This window comes from Clostridiales bacterium (assembly GCA_015243575.1).
Lineage (GTDB): Bacteria > Bacillota > Clostridia > Peptostreptococcales > Anaerovoracaceae > Anoxybacterium > Anoxybacterium hadale.
Genome location: CP042469.1, coordinates 1,806,604 through 1,827,757 on the forward strand (window position 1 = coordinate 1,806,604; position 21,154 = coordinate 1,827,757).

Consider the following 21,154-nt stretch of genomic DNA (forward strand, 5'->3'; position numbering starts at 1 on the left):
AGGATTGGACCAGTGAAAAAGCAGGATATCCAAAAGGAAGTAATGTAAATAAAGAAAACCCGCAATTCTGCGAGCGTTAGGAATGAAAAATTGTGCTGACTCAATGCAATATTCTTCAAATTTCTCTGGAATAGGCCTCTCCGAACATCAGCAATTCCCGTTCCTGATCTGTAATTCTTTCTCTCCTGTAGATCACCATCGAGGAGACGAGAAAGATGATCCCCAGCACGATCCAAGAAAGGACAAGTGCCCATTCATAAGGCCAAAGGAGGGAGTTGGGGCTAAAGGGCGTGTACCAAAACAGAAAAAACAGAGCGGTAACCACAGCGCCAATTCCAACCAGCTTTCCTTTTTTTACGGTATAATGTTTCCTCAGCCCCGGTTCTTTTTTTCTGATCCGCAAGTAGGAAATCGAAACCATCAGATAAACGATAACGGTTCCAAAGGCTGCCGCATCCACTAGCCATACCAGTGCATTTTCACCTAAGAGAGGAGAAAAACAGCAGATTATACCTACAAAAACAATGGAAACCACCGGGGTCTGAAAGCGAGGATGCACCCACCCGAAAAAATTGGGAAGCATTTTCGATCTTCCCATAGCAAAGAGCATTCGAGATGCACCCACGATAAAACCGTTCCAACTTGTAATAATTCCGCAGATTCCTCCGATAATCAGAAGTTTTGAAATACTTGCAGACTCATAGGCAAACGCCGCTGAATCAGCAGCAGGTATCAGTAGCAGTCCCCGAAGTTCCGGTGGAGAAGATACCGAGGTTCCAAGTATGATAAGGATATACCAGGCACTTGCACATGAAATAGAAAAGATCAGTACCTTGGCAATATCCCGCAAAGGCATATTCATTTCTTCTGCTGACTTTGAAACTATATCAAAGCCCAGATACATGGACGGGGCCATGAGAAGAACCACACCGATGCCTTTCCAATTTGTGATGGCCGGAGTCATAAAGCGAATGTCTCCAAATGAAATGCCCCCTAAAACGTAGATCATACCGATTACGATCATAACAAGAACAAGCAAAATCTGAAATACCGCTACCGGTTTCACTCCCATGATATTTAGGGCAGTAAGAATTACTGCACCAATCATTCCGACGGCAGACCAAGACAAGTACACGTCAAAGCCGGCAACACTCCAAAGCAATCCCAGCTTGGACATCGGATGAAGATAATCAAATGCTGTAGACAGAGCGATCCCCTCCCACGCTGCAACGCTGATATAAGCGAAGGATATGGTCCAACCGGTAATCCATGACCCCACATAGCCCAAACCTCGATAGGAAAACGCCAGTTCTCCTCCGGCAAGAGGAAATGCAGAAGTAAGCTCTGCATATGTCAATCCAACGAAGATGCACAGTACTCCACCGATCAAAAACGCGGCCATAGCCCCAAGAACGCCAGCTGCTTCAATCCATTGCACAGGAAGCATAATCCAGCCCCAGCCAACCATGGTTCCGAAGGCCATGGCGAAAATTTCCACTCTTCCAAGGGATCGCTTCAGGATTTGACGCTGTGACTTTCCATGCCGCTCATTCTTCATTTGATGAACCCGTACGATCCGGATGTTCTTTGATTCCATACTCCGAAATCTTATTGAATAAATGCCGCGTACTGATATCTAGTTCTTTTGCAGTCTTTGTTATATTAAAGAGGTTTTTCTTCAGCGCATTTTGAATATATTTTGATTCAACCCCTCTCCGGATATCTTTCAAGGAACGATTTCCTTCAAACAGTTCCTCCAGCTCCCCTGATTCACTTCGATAAACCAAATTGGAAATGCTGTCAGCACTGATTTTTCCATCATCAGATAGGACTGCCATTCTCTCAATCATGTTTTTCAATTCACGAATATTACCGGGATAATGGTACCGCATCAGAAACGATGATACCTCATCATCCATCGTAATCTTTTCCAGTCCAAGGGAAATTCGAACCTTATTAAGAAAGTAACGGATCAGTTCCGGCAGGTCTTCTTTCCGCTGTCTAAGAGGCGGAATCTGGATAATGATGGTACTCAGGCGATAGAAAAGGTCTTCACGAAAACGTCCTTCTTTGATCTCCTTTTCCAAATCCTTGTTCGTTGCAGAGATCAATCGGAAATCCACCTTAATATCGGTATTACTGCCGATTCGATTGACTGTTTTTGTTTCGATTGCTCTGAGAAGCTTTGCCTGTGTGGATGGCGGCACATCTCCGATTTCATCTAAAAAAAGAGAACCCGCCTCCGCTGCCTCAAACCGGCCAATCCGTGTGGATGCTGCCCCTGTAAAGGAACCTTTTTCATGACCAAACAGCTCTGATTCCAATAGGCTATCTGAAAAAGTATGACAATTGGTCGCATAAAAATGGTTTTTACTGCGATTGCTTCCTCTGTGGATATATTGAGCAATAACTTCCTTGCCGGATCCCGATTCCCCTAACAAAAGAATATTCGCATCGCTCTTTGCTGCCTTCGCTGCTATATTCAGAACGTCTGCAAACACTCTGCTCTTAGTATTCAGCATATATTCCCCTGAAAGTGAGTCAGATTGAGAAGCTTCCTTATTCTGAATTTGCGAAAGCTTTTTGATATTTTGAATTTCTCTCAGAAGATCTTCCGGATCACTTCCCTTGATCACATATGTAAACGCTCCCTGCTTCATGGCTTTTACTGCGTTTTCTATGGTGCCATATGCTGTGAGAATGATAAAATTCATATCGGGCCTTACAGCCTTCACCGCTTTCAGTAAAGCGCTACCATCCATTTCCGGCATGATCAAATCAGAAACAATCAGATCAAAATCTTCTGATTTCAGCAGTTCCAAAACCTCTTTAGCCCGAATACATTGGGTTACATGATATCCCTCAGCCTGCAGTACCATTGCAAGAACATCGCAATGAGCTGCTTCATCATCCACAACTAAAATTTTAAGATTTTCATCCATTACGAGTACCTCCGTCAGAGGGAAGCTTTATAGTGAAGGAAGTCCCCTTGCCGATCTCGCTTTCCACACTGATGCTTCCATTTAATTTACTGATTTCATTATATACAATATACAGGCCAAGTCCACCGCCGCTGTGATTTTCTTTTGTAGAAAAGAACGGATTAAAAATATTCGCCCTGATCTCTTCTGGAATGCCTCTTCCAGTATCGGTGATCATCACCGTTACTGCATCCTTTTCCTGACTGCAGTCTATACTGATTCGTCCGCCATTTTCCATGGCGTCCATGGCATTGATAATGATATTAATCAAGATCATTTCTAAGGATTCTAACACAGCGTAGATTACGATCTCTTCCTTGCAATTCAGTTCAATCTCAATATTATTCTTGATCAGTGTATGCTCTTCAAAATCCAGAATGGAGTGGATTGCCTGTCTCAGATTGATTTCTTTCCAGGTCTCATTGGACATCCGGGAAAAGCGAAGGAGATTATCAATAATATCATTGGACCTGTCTACAGCAGTTTCCATCATACGAATTGCCTTGCCCTTTAATTCTTCATCATTTCCGGAACTTTTTTTAAGCAGATGGCAGTAATTGCGGATCAGACCCAAAGGGTTCCTGATTTCATGGGCAACACCTGCCGCAAGCTGCCCCACCGCAGTCATCTTGTTATCCTGAAGCATTTGGCGATAGAGCGCACGCACCTCCGTAACATCATTCATCATCAGCAGTACCCTAGTCATCCTGTCAGCAAAATCCTGCATAGGAAAGGTAAACACCTCGAAGATACCATCTCTGATCTCGATTTCACCCTTACCGTTAGCACCGGTTGAAAACGTATCATTGATCAATCTACTCATGGTTTCAAACGAATGCTCATGAGTCCCAAAAATTGAATTCAGCTCCTGGCCGATAAGATGATATCGCTTTCGATTTAGATAACGGCACACCGCTTCATTTAAATTGATGATCGTGTAGTCGGAACCAACCTCAATCATGAACATGGTGAGGCTGTTGTAGGTAGTCTGAAGATCGTTCTTGCTCTCTGTGATCATATCCATTCTTTCTTTCATTTCAAAGTACATGATACGATAGGATTCATAGACGATATAAGCAAGACATATGAAGGTAATAACAAAAATGAATATTACAATTTCAACTTTTTGAGAGTAATCCGGTTTGAGACCGGAGCGAGAGTAATTGTAATATAATAGAATGGATATCGATAGGATAAGAAATAAAACAAACCCTGCCCTGGCCTTCATTTCTTCTGAATTCTTTCCAGAATTCTGCGATAGCCATCAGCGCCGTAGGTAAGACATTTATTGATACGGCTTATGGTTGCCGTGCTTGCTTTTGTAATTTCTTCAATTTCATTATAGGTCTTATGCTCATGAAGCAGCTTTGCTACATGCCAACGCTGAGAAATTGCATGAATCTCGTTGATTGTGCAGATATCTTCGAAAAATCGATAGCAATCTTCCTCCGATTCCAGTGCAAGGATCGCCTGGAAGAGCTCGTCAATTTCCTCGTTTTTAAATCTGGATTCATAACTCATTTTTATAATCTCTCCCTTCCCAATGGGACATTTTCTAGTAAAGCACCGACTATTCTCGAACCAAAGCAATCAGAGATGTATTTTATGAATCAATCAATTACTTTAGTACTTTATCACTTTACAGCACAATTATAACATTATCGTATTTACTTGACAACAGCATTTTTTTCCATTAATATCTAATCATAAAAGGGAGTAGTTTTAAGTTTATTGATCAACAACCGACACGCGCGTGTCTGGTCATAAGCCCGCTAGGTAACAAGACTTTTAACATAATTTACAGCTTTTTGCGAATGTTATGTTTAAGGTCTTTTTTTTATCGAGAAAATTCACGATCTCATTATATATCAATAGACATGAATATGCAAAGAGTCAATCATACGAACATAACGGAGGTATATGAAAAATGTTTGAGCAGCAGAAAATTCAAGATGTATTCAAGGAAGTAGATGTAGAACCAAATATAGGCCTGAGCGACAAGGAAGCAAAAGAACGCCTGGAGAAGAACGGTCCCAACGCATTTCAGGAAAAGAAAGCAAAAACGAAGCTGCAAATGTTCCTGTCACAGCTTCGCGATCCAATGATTTATATCCTGTTTGGCGCCGTAGTGATTTCTTTATTTTTGAAAGAAGTCAGCGACGCGGTTATCATTCTGGCCGTCATCCTTTTAAATGCAGTGATAGGAATGGTTCAGGAATCCAAAGCAGAGAAATCTCTTGAAGCATTGAAAAAACTCTCCAGTCCCACAGCTCTTGTCAGAAGAAATGGCGTTCCTATTGAGGTTCCGGCAGCTGATCTTGTTCCTGGAGATATCGTACTCCTGGAAGCTGGCCGAATTATTCCTGCCGATCTGAGGCTCATCAACACCGTCAATATGAAGGTTGAAGAATCTGCCCTGACAGGAGAATCAGTTCCGGTACAAAAAGATGCTGAATTCATTGCCAAAGGTGAAGTCACTCTGGGTGACCGACTCAATATGGCCTACCTGTCAACCAGTGTTGCTTATGGAAGAGGGGAAGGCGTCGTTGTTAAAACCGGTATGGAGACGGAGATCGGAAAAATCGCCAAGATGATCAGTGAAAGCGTTGATGAAATGACACCCCTCCAGAAACGTCTGGGAGATCTGGGCAAACTGCTTGGTATCCTTGCGGTAGTTCTGTGCGTTACCCTGTTTGTGGTAGCTCTTGTTCAGGGCCGAGATATTATGGAAATGCTCCTGACTGCCATTTCACTGGCCGTTGCGGCAATTCCTGAAGGTCTGCCTGCTGTGGTTACCATCGTGCTGGCACTTGGTGTACAGCGCATGGTCAAGGTTCATACGATTGTAAGGAAACTTCCCGCAGTAGAAACATTGGGCTCTGTCAGCATTGTCTGTTCCGACAAAACCGGCACCTTAACCCAGAATAAAATGACCGTTACAAAGGTCTATGTTGATGATACTTTAAAGCAGGTCGATGGACTGAATTATGATACTGACAAACTGTTCATCGATGGATTTGTACTTTGCACGGATGCTTCCATCGAAGGAAACTCCAGACTTGGCGACCCAACGGAGCTTGCCCTTCTCGATATGGGGCTTTTCTACGGAATCAATAAAAAATCTCTGGAGGCATCGGATCCTCGCATCAATGAACTTGCCTTTGACTCTGACAGAAAAATGATGACGACAGTCCATAAAGCTTCTTCCGGAAAGGTGATTGCCTATACAAAGGGGGCCATGGACAGAATTATCAACAATTGCAATGAAATCATGATAAATGGAACCATTCGCCCGATTACTGACGAGGACAAAGTAAAAATTCAAGCAGCTGCAAAGGAAATGGCTTCCATGGCGCTGCGCGTTCTCGCTCTGGCCATCAAACTGGAAGATGACTCTGCTACAGAATCAAACCTCGTCTTTGCAGGTCTTGTAGGAATGATCGATCCGCCAAGACCGGAAGCAAAGGATGCAGTTACAATTTTCAAGGGTGCATCTGTGACAACCATTATGATCACAGGAGATCATATCGATACCGCCTATGCCATCGCCAAGGAGCTAGGTATTGTAGAAAGAGAAGATCAGTGCATCACAGGGGATACGCTGAACCATATGTCTCAGGAGCAGCTAAACACCGCGGTACCGAATCTCAGAGTATTCGCTAGAGTATCGCCGGAAAACAAAGTCATGATTGTGAACGCCTTCCGGTCTCACGGACATATTGTTTCCATGACCGGTGATGGGGTAAACGATGCTCCCTCCCTGAAGGCCGCTGACATTGGTGTTGCAATGGGAATCACAGGGACTGACGTTGCCAAGGGCGCTGCGGACATGGTTCTGACCGATGATAATTTCGCAACCATTCAGAAAGCCATTGAAGAAGGGCGAAACATCTACAATAATATTAAAAAGTCGGTATTGTTCCTGCTTTCCTCCAACCTGGGTGAAATCATTACTATGTTTGTTGCGATCATTGCAGGCTTAGCATCACCGCTGAAAGCGATCCATATTCTCTGGGTCAACCTGATCACAGACTCACTTCCCGGTTTGGCTCTGGGCGTCGATACGGGCGATCCGGATATCATGAAGCAGGCTCCAAGAGATCCAAAGGAAAGTCTCTTTGCGAACGGAGGACTCGCAATTACAATATTCTTTGGCTGTGTCATCGGTGGAATCACTTTGGGCGCATTTCTGGCAACGCCGATAGCAATGCTTCTGGATGCAGGTCAGTCGATCACTCTGGCAAATCTGAAAGCTGTGATGGCAGATGAAAGCATATATGTACAATGTCAGACTTACGCATTCACAACTCTTGCGGTATCGCAGCTGTTTAACGCTATCGGCATGAGAAATCTGAACCGTTCCGTCTTCCGCTTCAATCATCTGGAAAACAAAATGATGATTATTGCGTTCGTCATTGGAATACTGCTCCAGGTAGCAGTAACGGAAATCGATGTACTCATCGAGGTATTTGGAACGATGGAACTGAGCATCAGGGAATGGCTCTCACTGATCGCACTATCCACAGCACCCATTTGGTTCCACGAACTGTTCGTTCTCATTAAGTTTATAAAGAAAAAAGCAGCTTAATGGTGAACCACCTAATAAATAAAAAAATACTTTGAAACTATAAAAAAAGATGCTCATCACAACTGCCTGTGCAGCGTTTGAGCATCTTTTTTGGCGATTTATTTAGGGGAAACACTGGTTAAAATTCAGGAGCTAACTCCGGTTAAAGCAGTGCTTCAGTTATGTTCACGCCGCTGCGTGTTAAGCCGATAAAAAGGCTGATCACTTGCAACAGCGCTGCAGACTAAGCTTGTCCTCTTTTTAGATATCATTGTTACAGTTGACGCAGAGCGTCTACAAGCGCGGTTTTTTCCTTCGCTTTTGCATCCTTTGTTTTGATGATTCTAGCTGGCACACCTGCCACAACGGCATTTTCCGGTACATCTTCTATAACGACGGCTCCTGCTGCTACGACAGCACCTTTTCCCACACGGATTCCTTCCAGAACCACTGCATTGGCTCCAATGACAACTTCATCCTCTACGATGACCGGCAGTGCACTGGGCGGCTCAATGACCCCCGCAAGGACGCAGCCTGCACCAATATGGCAGTTCTTCCCCACAGTAGCTCTTCCTCCCAGGACCACGTTCATATCGATCATGGTGCCGTCGCCGATTTCCGCTCCGATGTTGATGACTGCTCCCATCATGATTACTACATGCTCTCCGATTTTCACATGCTCTCTGATGATGGCGCCGGGTTCAATTCTTGCATTCATATTTTTTACATCAAGCAGCGGTATCGCCGAATTTCTGCGATCATTTTCCACGACGATATCTTCTATTTCTTCCGCATACTGTTCCAACACCGGCTTGATATCAGACCATTCTCCAAAGATGATCCTGTCATTGCTGCCGAATACTCTGCAGTTTTCGAAAGGGAGAGGGTTCCGTTCCTTTATATAAACCTTAACAGGAGTTTTTTTCTCTGCGTTGCTGATATACTGAATAATTTCTTTTGCATTCATTCTGTCACCTCTTTTTTAAATAACACGTCATTCATATCGTATAAGTCGGGGTTCTGACCTGCAGCAAATTTTGCTGCCTGAACCGCTCCCGTGGCGAAGATCTGCCTGGAGTGAGCCTGATGAGTAATCTCAAGGATTTCATCCTCACCCGCAAATAGGACGGTATGCTCTCCTGCAATGGTTCCTCCCCTTACAGAGTGAATTCCGATTTCATCACCCCGCTTGCCAAAACCCTCTCTGCCGTATTTCTTTTCATACTCCCTGCCTTCTTCCACTGCCTGCAAGAGCATTTTTGCTGTTCCGCTTGGCGAATCCAGCTTCATTTTATGATGTTTTTCTATAATTTCGATATCGAAAACATCCCTTAAAACCGGCGTGATCTGCCGGAGTACCTGTTGAAACACAGTGATGCCCAATGAAAAGTTCGCTGTATAAACGACCGGTACCGTTTGAGACAATTGTTCAATTTCCTTAATCTGCTCCGCAGAGTATCCTGTGGTCGCAAATACCACCGGAGTATGATTTTTCTCTGCGTAGGATACGATCATATCAAGATTGGAGGGATGGCTGAAATCGATGATAACGTCAAGCTTACCGCCTATTTGGCCGAGTTCACTGTTATATTCAGGACTGACGATTCCCGCGCATTCCACTCCACTGGTTTTTTCGATTGTTTCCTTGACAAGACGGCCCATTCTGCCATATCCCACAAGCCCAATTTTTAATGTTTCCTGTCTGTCTTTTTCCATTCCCATTTCCTTTTCTATACTAGACCGCCGTCAGCAATCTTTTCTGGTCATAAAGAATCTGCATTGTTTTAATCAGATATGCTCTTGCATCTTCATCCATTTCGTAAAGAGGCAGGCGATATTTTCCGACACCCATATCCATCACATTCATGGCTTCTTTGATTGGGATCGGATTTGTCTCAATGAACAGCGCATTGATGAAATCCAAATATTTCAGCTGGATTTCCTTTGCAAGACTCACATCACCCTCAAGATATGCAGTCACAAGTCGATGCATCTCACTGGGAATGATGTTTGCAGCTACAGAGATGACACCAGCGCCACCAACTGACATCAAAGGCACGATCATATCGTCATTTCCGGAATAAAGCGCAAAGTTTTCATCTGCAAGCCTTGCGATTTTTGCTACGAAGGAAATATCCCCGCTTGCTTCTTTTATCCCTGCAATATTCTTATGCTGACTGAGCTCTTTCAATGCCTCGTAACTAAGGCTGCAGCCTGTTCTTCCCGGAACATTATATAAGATTACCGGGATGGAAACCGCATCTGCGATTTCAGTGAAATGATGGATCATACCGGCCTTGTTAGTCTTATTATAATAGGGGGTGATGACCAAGAGGCCGTCAGCTCCCATCTTCTCGTATTTGATGCTCTGCTCTTTGGCAACCAGCGTATTATTGGAGCCGCTTCCCACGATGATAGGAATTCTTTTCTCGGCGGCCTCGATGGAAACCTCTACAATCTTATCTCTTTCGGTAACCGTAAGAGCCGGAGTTTCCGCAGTAGTTCCCAAAATGCAGATCCCGTCGGTACCTTCTTCGATATGCCAGTGAATCAATTCACGGATCTTATCGTAATTCACGCTTCCGTCTTCGTGAAAGGGCGTAATTAACGCTACTATCGATCCTCTAATCATAGGTATTTCTCCCTTCTATTCTTCAAAACACCCCTGCCCGACCTTCACAGCCGGACCGGTCATCATAACTTCATCATCATTCCTTTGATTGATATGCAGTGTACCAAGTGGGAGCCGCACGTCAGTTTCCCTGCTGCATTTCCCTTCCAAAGCACCGATCACAACACTGGCACAGGCACCGGTTCCGCAGGCATAGGTCATTCCTGCTCCCCGTTCATAAGTCATAAGTTTCAATGTTTTCTCATCGATGACCTGAACCATATTGACATTGGTTTTTTCGGTGAAAATAGGATGTTCACAGAGATCCTTGCCCAATCGCTCCAGATCCTCTTCTTCCAGATCCTCAAGCCATACAACGGTGTGAATGGTTCCCATAAAGCAGCTGCTTACTGTAATCTGTCTATTTTCTAGTGAGATGTTCTGTTTCAGGAACGTTTCTTTCTCTGTTTTGATCCCGCAGCGCTCTGGATCAAAATCTGGTTTTCCCATATTGATTTCAACCAGAAAAGGATCCCGGCAGACCACTTTGACTCCCATGATTCCTGCCAGCGTAACCACTTCATACTCCTCGTCAAGGCATAGACCTTCATCGAAGCAAAACTTGGCAAAACACCGAATCCCGTTCCCGCACATGGGAGCACGGCTCCCATCACTGTTATAGTAAACCATCTCCATTGGATTTGTTTTGACGATGATCAATCCGTCAGCTCCAATCCCCAAGGTTCTGTGGCAAATCTGCATCGCCAGCGCCGGATAGTCCCGATCACCTGCGGTCTTTTCTGAAAGTATGATAAAGTCGTTGCCGCAGCCGTGATACTTGGTAAAAGCAATCATGACTAGAGACCAAAGGCTTCGCACAAAGCGATAACTGCTTTTATTTTTTCATCTCTGTTCACGGTCACAGAAATCGAAATTTCAGAAGTTGTGATCTGATAATACATGATGCCTTCCTGTGCAAGAATGGAAAAAACCTTACTGGCTACGCCTGTTGCTGTTGCCATTCCCACACCTACCAAGGACAGAATGGAAAGGTTCGGCTGCTTCTCAATGGTAATTTCGCTCAGCAGTTCATGACTTTCAATTGCACGGTCCAGATCCTTGGATTGAGCATCTGTGCAGCTGAAGGAAACGGTGCATGTATTGTCTGCTGAAGTCTGCTTTGAGATCATATCCACATTGATATGCAGGTCAGCTAGAAGCTGAAACAGCTTGGCGATAGCAACACCGTCATTGGCAATCCCTCTCAGTGAATAGATCGAACAATCGTCCGATATACTGATACCGGTAACCGGCATGTCTTCAATATAAATGCTATCATTCATAACGTAAGTTCCCTTTCTTTCATTACCTTCCAAAGATTTACCAATATATACTTTCACATTATATTTTTTAGCGATTTCAACGCTTCTGGTTTCCAGTATGCCAGCACCTGTAGATGCCAGCTCCATCATTTCGTCGTAAGTAATCTGATCCAGCTTTTTTGCTTTCGGATATATTTTGGGGTCCGCTGTAAAAATCGCATCTACGTCGGAGTAGATCTCACAATCCCAACCCAGCTGAGCCGCTATGGCTACCGCAGTGATATCAGAGCCGCCCCGGCCCAAAGTGGTAATATCGCCGCCTTCGCTGATGCCCTGAAAACCTGTGAGCACCACGACCTTGCCTTCTCTCAGAAACTGTTCGGTACGCTCCGTATTGATTTCCTTGATCTTTGCTTTTGAGTGATGATCTGTCGTAATAAATCCGGATTGAAATCCGGTCATCGATACAGCCGGAACACCGAGGTTTTGTAGCGCAATGGCCAGAAGTGCTACGGTTTTTTGTTCCCCAGTAGCAAGCAGTGCATCCAGCTCTCTTTTGGGAATCTCGCTTCCTGCTTCATGGGCTAGGGCAATCAATTCATCTGTGGTGCCTCCCATGGCACTTGCAACAATTACGATTCCGTCACCCTCTTTTCGGAAGGATGCAATATGTTTTGCAACTGCACGAATTTTCTCTATACTATCCAGGCTAGTTCCGCCATATTTTTGGACTACGTTCATATGATAACCTCCTCGTTTGCTTCTAAACGCAACTGATCACTGTAGCTTTCTCTTTTTATCACGATTCGAGCCTTGCCGTCCTTGACGAAAACCACTGCCGGCCGGCTGATTCGGTTATAGTTGTTTGCCATGGAATAACCGTATGCCCCGGTTCCGTATACGATAAGCAGGTCTCCCGTTTCTGCTTTTGGGAGCATTGCATCTTCAATCAGGATGTCCCCTGATTCGCAGCATTTTCCTGCTACAGTATATCGATACTCTTTTTCACGATCCATTTTTTCTGCAAGATCACAGTCGTATCTGGCATCATACAGGGCAACTCTGATGTTGTCCGTCATTCCGCCGTCCACAAAAAGATATTCCTTATTGGGGGTTTTCTTCATAAAGCCTACCTGATAGATGGTATTTCCTGCTTCGGCAACGATGGATCTTCCCGGTTCAATCATGATCTTTTTCAGGTGCAGGTCATATTTTAGAAGCTCTTCTTCGCACTTCTTTATGATCCTGCTGCATACCTCCTGTACTTCATTGGGTTGATCCTCTTCGGTATAGCGAACACCAAATCCGCCGCCGAAATCAAGGCATTCTATTTCTATTTTATGATCTCTATTCAACTTTTTGATATATTTAATTAAGCGCTCAATCACCGCATCATATGCTCTCAAATCAAAGATCTGCGAACCGATATGGGCATGAAATCCTGTAAAGGTTGTAAATTTGCTGTTTTTCACAAGATCAAGCATTTTCAAAATAGTCTCTTCATCATGAAACATAACACCGAATTTGGAATCAAGATTCCCCGTAATGATATACTTATGGGTATGAGCCGTAATTCCCGGGTTAATCCTGATCATAACCTCTGTACTGCACCCTTTTGAATCTGCCAGCGTCACAACTCGTTCGCACTCCATAAGGCTATCCAGCACGATGGTTTTGCAGCCTAAGTCCAAAGCGAGCTTTATTTCTTCGTCCGTTTTATTATTTCCGTGGAAATAAATCCTCTCCATTGGAAATCCGGCCTGCTTCGCCATATAAAGCTCCCCACCGCTAACAACGTCAAGACTGAGCCCATTTTGGTCCAGCATCTGTAGTAACGCTTTACAGGTAAATGCTTTTGATGCATAGATAACTTCTGTCTCGAATTGATCAGATCGAAAATAGGTTTTATAATCAGACATCTGTTGATCCAATTCCTTCTCATCATATACAAACAGCGGTGTTCCGCACGCTTTTGCCAGATCCGGGACCGATATGCCCCCTATTTCAAGAATTCTGTCTTTACCATTTCTTGCTTCACTCATTTTGACACCTCACGATTGCTTCCTTTGCTTTAAAGTATGTTTTATATAATAGGAACGACAATACACAATTTCCTATATTTTACTTTATTTTACTGGTTATGTATTATGAAAACCGCTCCAGCGGCTTTTTTAATTGAAAATAATAAAAAAGCCAGTAAGCTCCCTTACTGACTCAAATAGCAACAACGCACACCAAAAGCGGCAATGATGTATTTAACTATCGTCATTAAGGATAGCGCGCCTACCACATCGTAGACAGTTTCATGGCTGTTTACCATGAACCCACCCAGCTATTATGCCTAATACCCGGGTTCGGCGAAGGCTGCCTCTGATATGGATCTTCGCCTGCCGGCTACCCATATCTTCTTCTACTTCGCGACCTCTATCAACATTAATTACTTAAGTTTACTCTATAATAACCGAGATTGCAAGATTTTTTTTCATAACTTTTTAAATTAGGAGATCGCTTTTATAGCTAGGTTTGTTTGGCTGTATGAACAACGTGGCTGTGAATCGCAACATTTTGCCTATTTTTCTTGTTATGGGTTGACGAATTTACAATCCTCATCTATAGTTTCAATCAGAAGAGTGTTTCCTTTTTTAATGCAGCACTCTCCTTGGATCAGTACCCATTCGCCTTACCCTGACAGAAATGAGGAATCATAATGATTGAACAGTTAAAAAAATACAGGCGGGATCTGCACCAAATCCCCGAACTGGGCTTTGAGGTCCACAAAACAAGGCAGTATATTGTCGATCATTTAAAACAATACGATTGTGAAATCACAGAGGTCTGCGGCGGTGTCTGCGCGTTCTTTCAATCCAATACAGAACAGGACAGCGGTGCCTCACAGAAAAGTGCCATTGCCCTGCGCAGCGACATGGATGCACTGCCGGTTGCAGAAAAAACCGGTGCCGCGTATTGCTCCCTTCATGAAGGATCCATGCATGCATGCGGCCATGACGGGCATATGGCCATGCTGCTTGCAATGGCTGATGAGCTAAGCAGAATCATCCAGTCCCTTCCCCACAATGTACTGCTGATCTTTCAGCCTGCGGAAGAAACCACGGGTGGCGCAGGAGACATGGTTGCAGCCGGAATTCTATCAAAATATAATGTTAAGCGTATCTATGGATTCCATCTGTGGCCAATGCTTGAAAAGCACCGAATCGGCTCCAGAGCAAAGGAGTTTATGGCTAAATCCAGTGAAATAGACATTAGAATACATGGAAAGAGCGCGCATTGTGCTTATCCTGAGCAGGGAATTGATGCGCTTGCTATTGGCTGTGAATTGATCAACGAGCTATACCAGATGGAAAAAACGGAGTTGTCTTCAGAAGAATTCCGTCTCTTGAAGTTCGGTAAAATGATCAGCGGCACTGTCAGAAATGCAATTGCTGCCGAAACGGTGCTCGAAGGTACGCTCCGTTGTTTCAGCGAGGATACAGGTTCTTTCTTATCCAGCAGAATGATAGAAACTTCTGCTATGCTGGAAAAAAAATATGGATGCAAAATTGATTTCCACCGAACCGACGGCCATCCCCCTGTCATCAATGACACGCCGTTATTTGAAGAAGCAAAAGAACTGCTCGCGGAGTTTGGCTTCCACACGTTTGAAGTTCCCTTTATGCTCGCTGAGGATTTTTCCTTTTATCAGAGAGCAGTTCCCGGTCTGTTCCTTTTTCTTGGAACAGGCACAAATATACCGCTTCACAACAACCTGTTTGACTTTGATGAGGAAGTGCTGCAAACCGGCGTAAATGCATACCTAAAAATTCTTAAGGAAGTTTATATAGGTAAATGATTTATGAATCAATTGTAATATCTTCAAAGACGACAGGTATGAGCTCTTTCATTTTTTCTAATAAGGGAATGGTAATTTCTCTCATTTGTGGATGTGCACGTTTTGAAGTTCTCAATGAAAAAAAATGTCTCCATTCCCTTAAATTCATAGATACTATAATTTCGGTTTTAAGACTATTGGGTAATACGCATCTCGCCTCTTCTGGCTTTGCTCCTAATTGAATTAATGAGTTATATGTATTCTCAATTTGATGCATTGTACCAACCCATAGCTCATACTTTTCAAATTCATCTACCCAGTAGTAAGGTTTAATAAATGTCAGCTCATTTCCAAATTTATCGTTATGATAATTACAATATCTGGTACTTTCTTGACTATAACTGGCTATACGGTGCCTTACAATTTCATGACTAATACCTCGATCACAAATAATCCTAACAGAAATTTTTTCATGTTCAATAACAGACTCATGCCCGCTCCTCAAAATTTTAGAAATAAATCCTTCTGCTGAATCTATAACAATTTTTTCTTCACTCTTATAACAGACTCGCCCTATCTTTTCAATAGATCTTAAGATCTTTTTTCCATCTATTTCATCCAAAATTTCAAAACTAGCTTCAATGATTTTCAACTTAGTTATCCTCCTCTCTCTTATCTCTCAGCAGAGGCAACTCAAAAATATAGCAGATATCTCCCGGTTCAGAATAGTTATCGTAGTTATATATTAATGCCGGAGCATAACACGCTTGAACATTACCATTACTAATTGCAGCCATAGCCACCCCAATCGTAGAGATCTTATTATTTAGTGGCACGATTAGCACATTGGTGTCCTCAAGACCCTCCAATTTTTTCAATATAGCTTCAGAAGTTTCAAATGGATCATTGCATTTTACCTCAAAACAATCCAAATCGACATAATTAGTCGCCATTTGTTCAACAAGCCTTGCATAATGCTCATTAGCTTCTCGATCTTTTTGAGTGGTGGCATTATCCGATCTGCCAAATCCTAATGAAATAGAATTTGGTTCTAAAGTATTTATGATACCAGTGGCTCGTTCATATTCATATCCTACGATGAGAATCAAATGTGTTTTTCGTGCTGGCAAAATATTTCCTGCATACCCCAAAACAGAACGTATTTCCAAAATTCCCTTACTTAACCATTTATTCTTCATTTTATCATTCGAACTGTACTCTCGTGCATTAATGTATGCGCATTGAATATTAGCTAATGGGAAGATAAGTCGAAGTAAACGCACTGTAATTAGCAACGATTCATGAGTAAATGTCGTAATATCTAACAATATGGAGTTTACTTTTTTCTTTTCCGAAATGGTTAACAACGCATTTTTTATTTGATCCGCCGTATAAATGGGATCGGAATGAAGAAGTTCAACAAAAGTACCCCTTTCACCTATGATTCCTTCCATTTTTTCACTATTAGAAGTAATGTGATCAAGACAATCTTTATTATAAAACACCAATGCCGTCGTAAATCTTTCTATATCAATATTCTGTATAAAAGATAAACAACGCAGTTCGAAGCTACTACAGCCTATAAATAAATCAAAAGGCTGACTTAATCTTTGTTCTATTTCAGTTACTTTATATTGATATACCATTATTGAACCTCTTTTTCTACATATCTAACGAATTAGCCATTGGCTCATCGTTAGGCGTAAATAAGTTAAGTTGAACATATTCCATCTCTTGTAATGCGCCACTTCGCTCAATTCGGGCTAGCAAACTTTGTGGATTTCGAATTCCCTCTTGCAGAACAGCGTTTTTTATGAATAAGTACCCCGAAAATCCGGTAGGGTCTAGGTTCCATATGGGTGCTAATCGCTTATTCATGATGTACAATTTTGTTCTCCCACCACTTCTTCTGTTTTTTCTACCGATTGTTGATCGATGAAAAAAACCGAAATTTACACCAATGTCTAAAATTCTTTCTACGTCCTCAGTTAGATTATCCGATATTGCTATAGAGAATACCCTTCTTTCTGAACGTTCCGAAAGAAGAATTTGTCTAAACAATCCACCTAACCCCTGAACCAAATTGGACAATCTTTCTAGATCCTCTTTAGGAATTGCACTTTCGTGACCTTCCTTCTTATATCTTTCAAGCTCAATAAACAGAAAGTTCTCAGCTTCATCTCGCACTACTCGGTTTTGAATCGAAGGGGAAATTGATTCTACTTTTCTGTTTGTATCAATTGCCAATTCTTTTGAATACATTATATGTGCCGGTTCTAGAAAATATCTAACAATACCAGAGGATAAATGTACAAGCTGATCAAATCCAGAATAACTATATGTTGAACTTGATTTGCTTTTCCCTGCTAGACTTTTAATATAATCAGGTCTTGCATATCTGTAAGCATCATCATCTCTGTAATAGCCTTTTCCATTACCGTCGTCATATTTTTTTCTGTAATCAGTAGCGATAGTTTCAACCTTTTTTTCTTGCTCCTCATCAACAGGAAAAAAGAGCTCTGGCTTTACATTAATATTATAAAGAGCTAGGCGTCTAGCAACAATGCTTTGTATTCTTTCTTTGTAATTTGACTTTCCACTGTTTGCAGTATACACTGTTGCCATATCAATTTCTGTAAAATCGTGTGGTGAGTCTATTGTTGATCCTGTAACTGTGTAATAATTTTTATAATCATATTGAGAAGAAACCTTTAAACTGATTCTTCCACTAGTTCTAGTCGCAATCCAAGAGTTTAAAATTCTTGTTTGAACATCAGTCAAAAAATGAGCATCATCAATCAATAAGTAGATAGTTCCTTTTGGAAATCCAATAATTGAAGATAAACTTGAAAGTAATGGAACTAGAAAATCTTGATAATCATAAAGCGGACCATCATACATTGGTAAATGAGTATCAAAAGCTAACTTCTTTGTATACATAGATGCTTTTGAATAAGCACTATTCATATAACATTTAATTTGGCTTAATATTTCAAATGTGCTATTTATTTCACCTGACTCCCAAGTAATATCACAATCAGTTAATGGCGAAAGAACATATTTGCAGTATTGAATCAAACTTGTTTTATCGATGCTCTCGACAGCTTTAAGACTTTTCAAAAGGCTATCGAACACTTCTGTTGCAATTTGAGATACCATAAGATGTTCATTAAAGATCTCGCTGGCGTGGCGTTCGTCAAGACGTTTAAGTTCAGTCTTAACCAAACTCCAATTTTTTATAGGTATATATATACCTATAAAAGGTAGCTCTGAAAACACACAATCCTCTACCAGACATTGACAATCAGCTTGTAAATATCTAAACATCATACTTTTACCTACCCCACGGGGGCCGGTAAGAAACACATGACCCGGATCAATCACTTTAGGGAAGTCAGTAAAAACATCTACAAAAAGAGAGACGGTTGTCTGTGCATCTAGATTTTCAGGAGTAGTTATTTGAAATGGATTCTTTGCAGTTTCTTTAGCACAAATCATAACTATAACCTCCATCCTTTTCCTTTTAAAAACTCTTTAACTTTTTCTCCAGTGTTCTGGTTGCAATCAATTACTATTTCATTAGTAGGATATCCATCTTCCTTTAGAGAATAAGTAATGACCTCTGATTGAGTTAAATCAAATTCGGATTCTATTTCAATGCGAACCTTAATTTCTGTCAGGGGCAAGTATGGCGCCAAAAACCGCATACAATATCGCCGTTCTTGCTCCATCTTCTTTGTTCTGTAAAATATTTCATCAATTAGAAGTATTGACTGGTTTTCCTTAGTATATTCATTTGTAACTGCATTTGAATCTACGTAGTATTCTAAAGATAAATAACAAGTCTTATTAACTTCATTATTAAAAATATTTACTGCATGTAGGCACTTTGAATAAGCATGATATATTATACTCTCTTTAGGTATAGATTCTAAATCAAATGCTGTTTTGTCATATCTCGAAGAATCATCCGCAAGTTCGTCGCCAAACCGAAGCAATGCGGCAAGAACCGGTTCTCGTATTACCTTATTAAACCAAGTCCCATCAATACGAAGGCCTGCTCTAGAAATTGTATCTTTATCACCGTTAATATTACCGCTATGTACTTGCGCTATTTTCAAGATAATTCTTTGCGTGACAGTGTCAGGAATGATGTCTTTCGCAACATCCCTAAATATAGTTTGAAAACTCTTTTCATGACCTTTTCGTCCAAATATATTTCCAATATCATGAATTTGTATTGCACATAGCAATACAAATATTTCACTCGGGGATGGGCGATCAAATCTAAATTTTTTTATTATTTCAATTACTTTTTCGATAACTTTTTCAACATGTCCAGTTCCATGCTGATTTAGATAAATCACAGGGTCTTGCTGCACTACATCTTCTAATTGTTTTATCTGATCGCAAATATCACACTCAGAAGACCCACTTAATGCGCATAATTGATCGTTAATCCCTTGCTTCCACTCGTTTACTGATTGAAGTAATGCTCCGCTTTCAACATTCTTATGATATGGAATGAGAGCATTTTTCAAATCCAAATATTTCTCAGGATAAGATTTTTCTCCCTTCTCAGGATAATAAGCTGGAAATAAATATTCATCTTGGCTTTTCAACCACTCCTCTATATTTTTATAATCCTCTATTTTTAAAACTATCTCATCCATTTCGATATTCTCCATTCATAATCATACTGAATATTACCTTGGCAAGTAACGGAGGAACTGCATTTCCAACTTGTTGTTGTTGAAATCCAAGAGAACCTTTAAACTCATAGGAATCAGGAAATGACTGTATCCTCGCAGCCTCCCTTACAGACAAGCCTCTGTTTTCCCATGGGTGTATTAACATTGCTTTTCTATAGTTTCCAATGGTTATAGCAGGTTCATTAGAATTAAGTCTATGATAAATCCCTTGATGACATCTATTTCTGTCAGAGTAGTTCCCCATTAGTGATTCGGGGATGTCTTTCCAGTTGCCTCCTTGAGGGATATAGGAATATCGCTCTATTATATGCAGAGCATTTTTTGTTACAAGATGTCCTGAACAACCGCTCAAATTATTACGAAGTAACGAAGCATACTCTGATACTTCCTTACATTTATATTGCATGTAATCATTGTTAGCACCATTTGATAATTTAGGTAAATCATAAATCGCTTCCTGAACATTAACTGATACATCAGTGATAGGATGAGGTGAATTAAGTTTATAGCCGTGTTTTGATGCAATTAAAAAAAATCGCATTCTACGTTGTGGCACTCCATAATCTGCAGCATTTAATATATACCAAACAGTTGTATAATTTTTATTTTCAAAATCCGTGACAAGCTTATGTAAAAACAATTTGTTTTCAGTGTTAACAAAACCATAAACATTTTCAAATACAACCCAATCAGGCTTCCAGAGATCAACAATCCTAAGAAATTCGTCTAGCAACCAGTTTGATGGATTCTCCCTATTACGAGTCCGTTGATTAGATGATGAAAAGCCTTGGCAGGGGGGGCCTCCAAATAATATTGTCCGATCATCATTATTGGAAGACTCTATATTGATACTACGAATGTTTTTTATATCATCAATAATTACTTTGGTATGTGGGTGGTTAAAAGTATATGTTGCTGCCGCGTACAATTCCTTTTCAACAGCTAAAGCGACTTTCACCCCTGCCATTTGTGCACCTAGCGACAAACCACCTGCGCCTGCAAATAAATCCACTCCGATAAAATTTGATTTAGAACTATTCATTTTTTCTCCTCCAGAACTCAAGTTTTACAGATCAAATTCCTTATCGTGTCTTGTCAGGAGCAATTTATACCATAAGCCTTATTACTCAAGCTA

17 protein-coding genes are annotated in these 21,154 nt (G+C 41.4%); 2 read left to right on the top strand and 15 right to left on the bottom strand.

All coding sequences use genetic code 11. The features are described 5' to 3' along the window. Positions 1–115 precede the first annotated feature (115 nt). The 4 genes from FRZ06_07925 to FRZ06_07940 are packed head-to-tail and all read right to left on the bottom strand — an operon-like array spanning position 116 to position 4,502. Positions 116–1,597 (bottom strand): APC family permease, encoded by a 1,482-nt coding sequence (locus FRZ06_07925; protein ID QOX63279.1) that lies wholly within the window; start codon positions 1,595–1,597, stop codon positions 116–118. After that, positions 1,548–2,942 (bottom strand): sigma-54-dependent Fis family transcriptional regulator, encoded by a 1,395-nt coding sequence (locus FRZ06_07930; GenBank protein QOX63280.1) that lies wholly within the window; start codon positions 2,940–2,942, stop codon positions 1,548–1,550. The genes FRZ06_07925 and FRZ06_07930 overlap by 50 nt, the downstream gene beginning before the upstream one ends. Continuing rightward, on the bottom strand, positions 2,935–4,209 hold the full coding sequence (locus FRZ06_07935; GenBank protein QOX63281.1) for a hypothetical protein: 1,275 nt from the start codon (positions 4,207–4,209) through the stop codon (positions 2,935–2,937). Before FRZ06_07935 ends, FRZ06_07930 begins: the two co-directional genes overlap by 8 nt. Further along, positions 4,206–4,502 (bottom strand): TrpR-like protein YerC/YecD, encoded by a 297-nt coding sequence (locus FRZ06_07940; protein QOX63282.1) that lies wholly within the window; start codon positions 4,500–4,502, stop codon positions 4,206–4,208. Before FRZ06_07940 ends, FRZ06_07935 begins: the two co-directional genes overlap by 4 nt. 406 nt (positions 4,503–4,908) lie before the next feature. Here FRZ06_07940 and FRZ06_07945 point away from each other — a divergent pair, with 406 nt between their 5' ends. Next, positions 4,909–7,569 carry a cation-translocating P-type ATPase gene (locus FRZ06_07945; protein ID QOX63283.1) on the top strand — a complete coding sequence of 887 codons (2,661 nt, stop codon included), beginning with the start codon at positions 4,909–4,911 and terminating at the stop codon, positions 7,567–7,569. Between the two features lie 253 nt (positions 7,570–7,822). Here the strand turns inward: FRZ06_07945 and dapD are convergent, their stop codons facing one another. From dapD to lysA, 6 genes are read right to left on the bottom strand one after another with little or no spacing between them, the layout of a single operon-like run. Then, positions 7,823–8,515, bottom strand: a complete 693-nt coding sequence (dapD, locus tag FRZ06_07950) for a 2,3,4,5-tetrahydropyridine-2,6-dicarboxylate N-acetyltransferase (GenBank protein ID QOX63284.1) — start codon at positions 8,513–8,515, stop codon at positions 7,823–7,825. Beyond that, complete coding sequence (locus FRZ06_07955; GenBank protein QOX63285.1) at positions 8,512–9,264, bottom strand: 4-hydroxy-tetrahydrodipicolinate reductase; 753 nt, start codon at positions 9,262–9,264, stop codon at positions 8,512–8,514. The genes dapD and FRZ06_07955 overlap by 4 nt, the downstream gene beginning before the upstream one ends. Positions 9,265–9,283: 19 nt before the next feature. Further along, a complete protein-coding gene (locus FRZ06_07960; protein ID QOX63286.1) occupies positions 9,284–10,180 on the bottom strand; it encodes a 4-hydroxy-tetrahydrodipicolinate synthase in 897 nt (298 codons plus the stop codon). Between the two features lie 15 nt (positions 10,181–10,195). Then, on the bottom strand, positions 10,196–11,038 hold the full coding sequence (locus FRZ06_07965) for a diaminopimelate epimerase (GenBank protein ID QOX63287.1): 843 nt from the start codon (positions 11,036–11,038) through the stop codon (positions 10,196–10,198). Beyond that, a complete protein-coding gene (locus FRZ06_07970) occupies positions 11,017–12,222 on the bottom strand; it encodes an aspartate kinase (protein QOX63288.1) in 1,206 nt (401 codons plus the stop codon). The genes FRZ06_07965 and FRZ06_07970 overlap by 22 nt, the downstream gene beginning before the upstream one ends. Next, a complete protein-coding gene (lysA, locus tag FRZ06_07975) occupies positions 12,219–13,523 on the bottom strand; it encodes a diaminopimelate decarboxylase (protein ID QOX63289.1) in 1,305 nt (434 codons plus the stop codon). Before lysA ends, FRZ06_07970 begins: the two co-directional genes overlap by 4 nt. 665 nt (positions 13,524–14,188) lie before the next feature. Here lysA and FRZ06_07980 point away from each other — a divergent pair. After that, the gene (locus tag FRZ06_07980) at positions 14,189–15,328 is read left to right on the top strand and encodes an amidohydrolase (protein ID QOX63290.1); all 1,140 of its coding nucleotides are present in this window, start codon (positions 14,189–14,191) and stop codon (positions 15,326–15,328) included. A 1-nt stretch (position 15,329) separates the two neighbouring features. On the opposite strand, the gene thyX is transcribed toward FRZ06_07980, so the two are convergent. From thyX to FRZ06_08005, 5 genes are read right to left on the bottom strand one after another with little or no spacing between them, the layout of a single operon-like run. After that, a complete protein-coding gene (gene thyX, locus FRZ06_07985) occupies positions 15,330–15,959 on the bottom strand; it encodes an FAD-dependent thymidylate synthase (protein ID QOX63291.1) in 630 nt (209 codons plus the stop codon). A 1-nt stretch (position 15,960) separates the two neighbouring features. After that, positions 15,961–16,953, bottom strand: coding sequence for a hypothetical protein (locus tag FRZ06_07990; protein QOX63292.1), 993 nt, complete (start codon positions 16,951–16,953; stop codon positions 15,961–15,963). A gap of 16 nt (positions 16,954–16,969) precedes the next feature. Next, the gene (locus tag FRZ06_07995) at positions 16,970–18,805 is read right to left on the bottom strand and encodes a hypothetical protein (protein QOX63293.1); all 1,836 of its coding nucleotides are present in this window, start codon (positions 18,803–18,805) and stop codon (positions 16,970–16,972) included. Between the two features lie 2 nt (positions 18,806–18,807). Then, positions 18,808–19,980 carry a hypothetical protein gene (locus FRZ06_08000; GenBank protein ID QOX63294.1) on the bottom strand — a complete coding sequence of 391 codons (1,173 nt, stop codon included), beginning with the start codon at positions 19,978–19,980 and terminating at the stop codon, positions 18,808–18,810. Next, positions 19,973–21,061, bottom strand: coding sequence for a DNA cytosine methyltransferase (locus tag FRZ06_08005; GenBank protein ID QOX63295.1), 1,089 nt, complete (start codon positions 21,059–21,061; stop codon positions 19,973–19,975). The genes FRZ06_08000 and FRZ06_08005 overlap by 8 nt, the downstream gene beginning before the upstream one ends. Between the last annotated feature and the right edge of the window lie 93 nt (positions 21,062–21,154).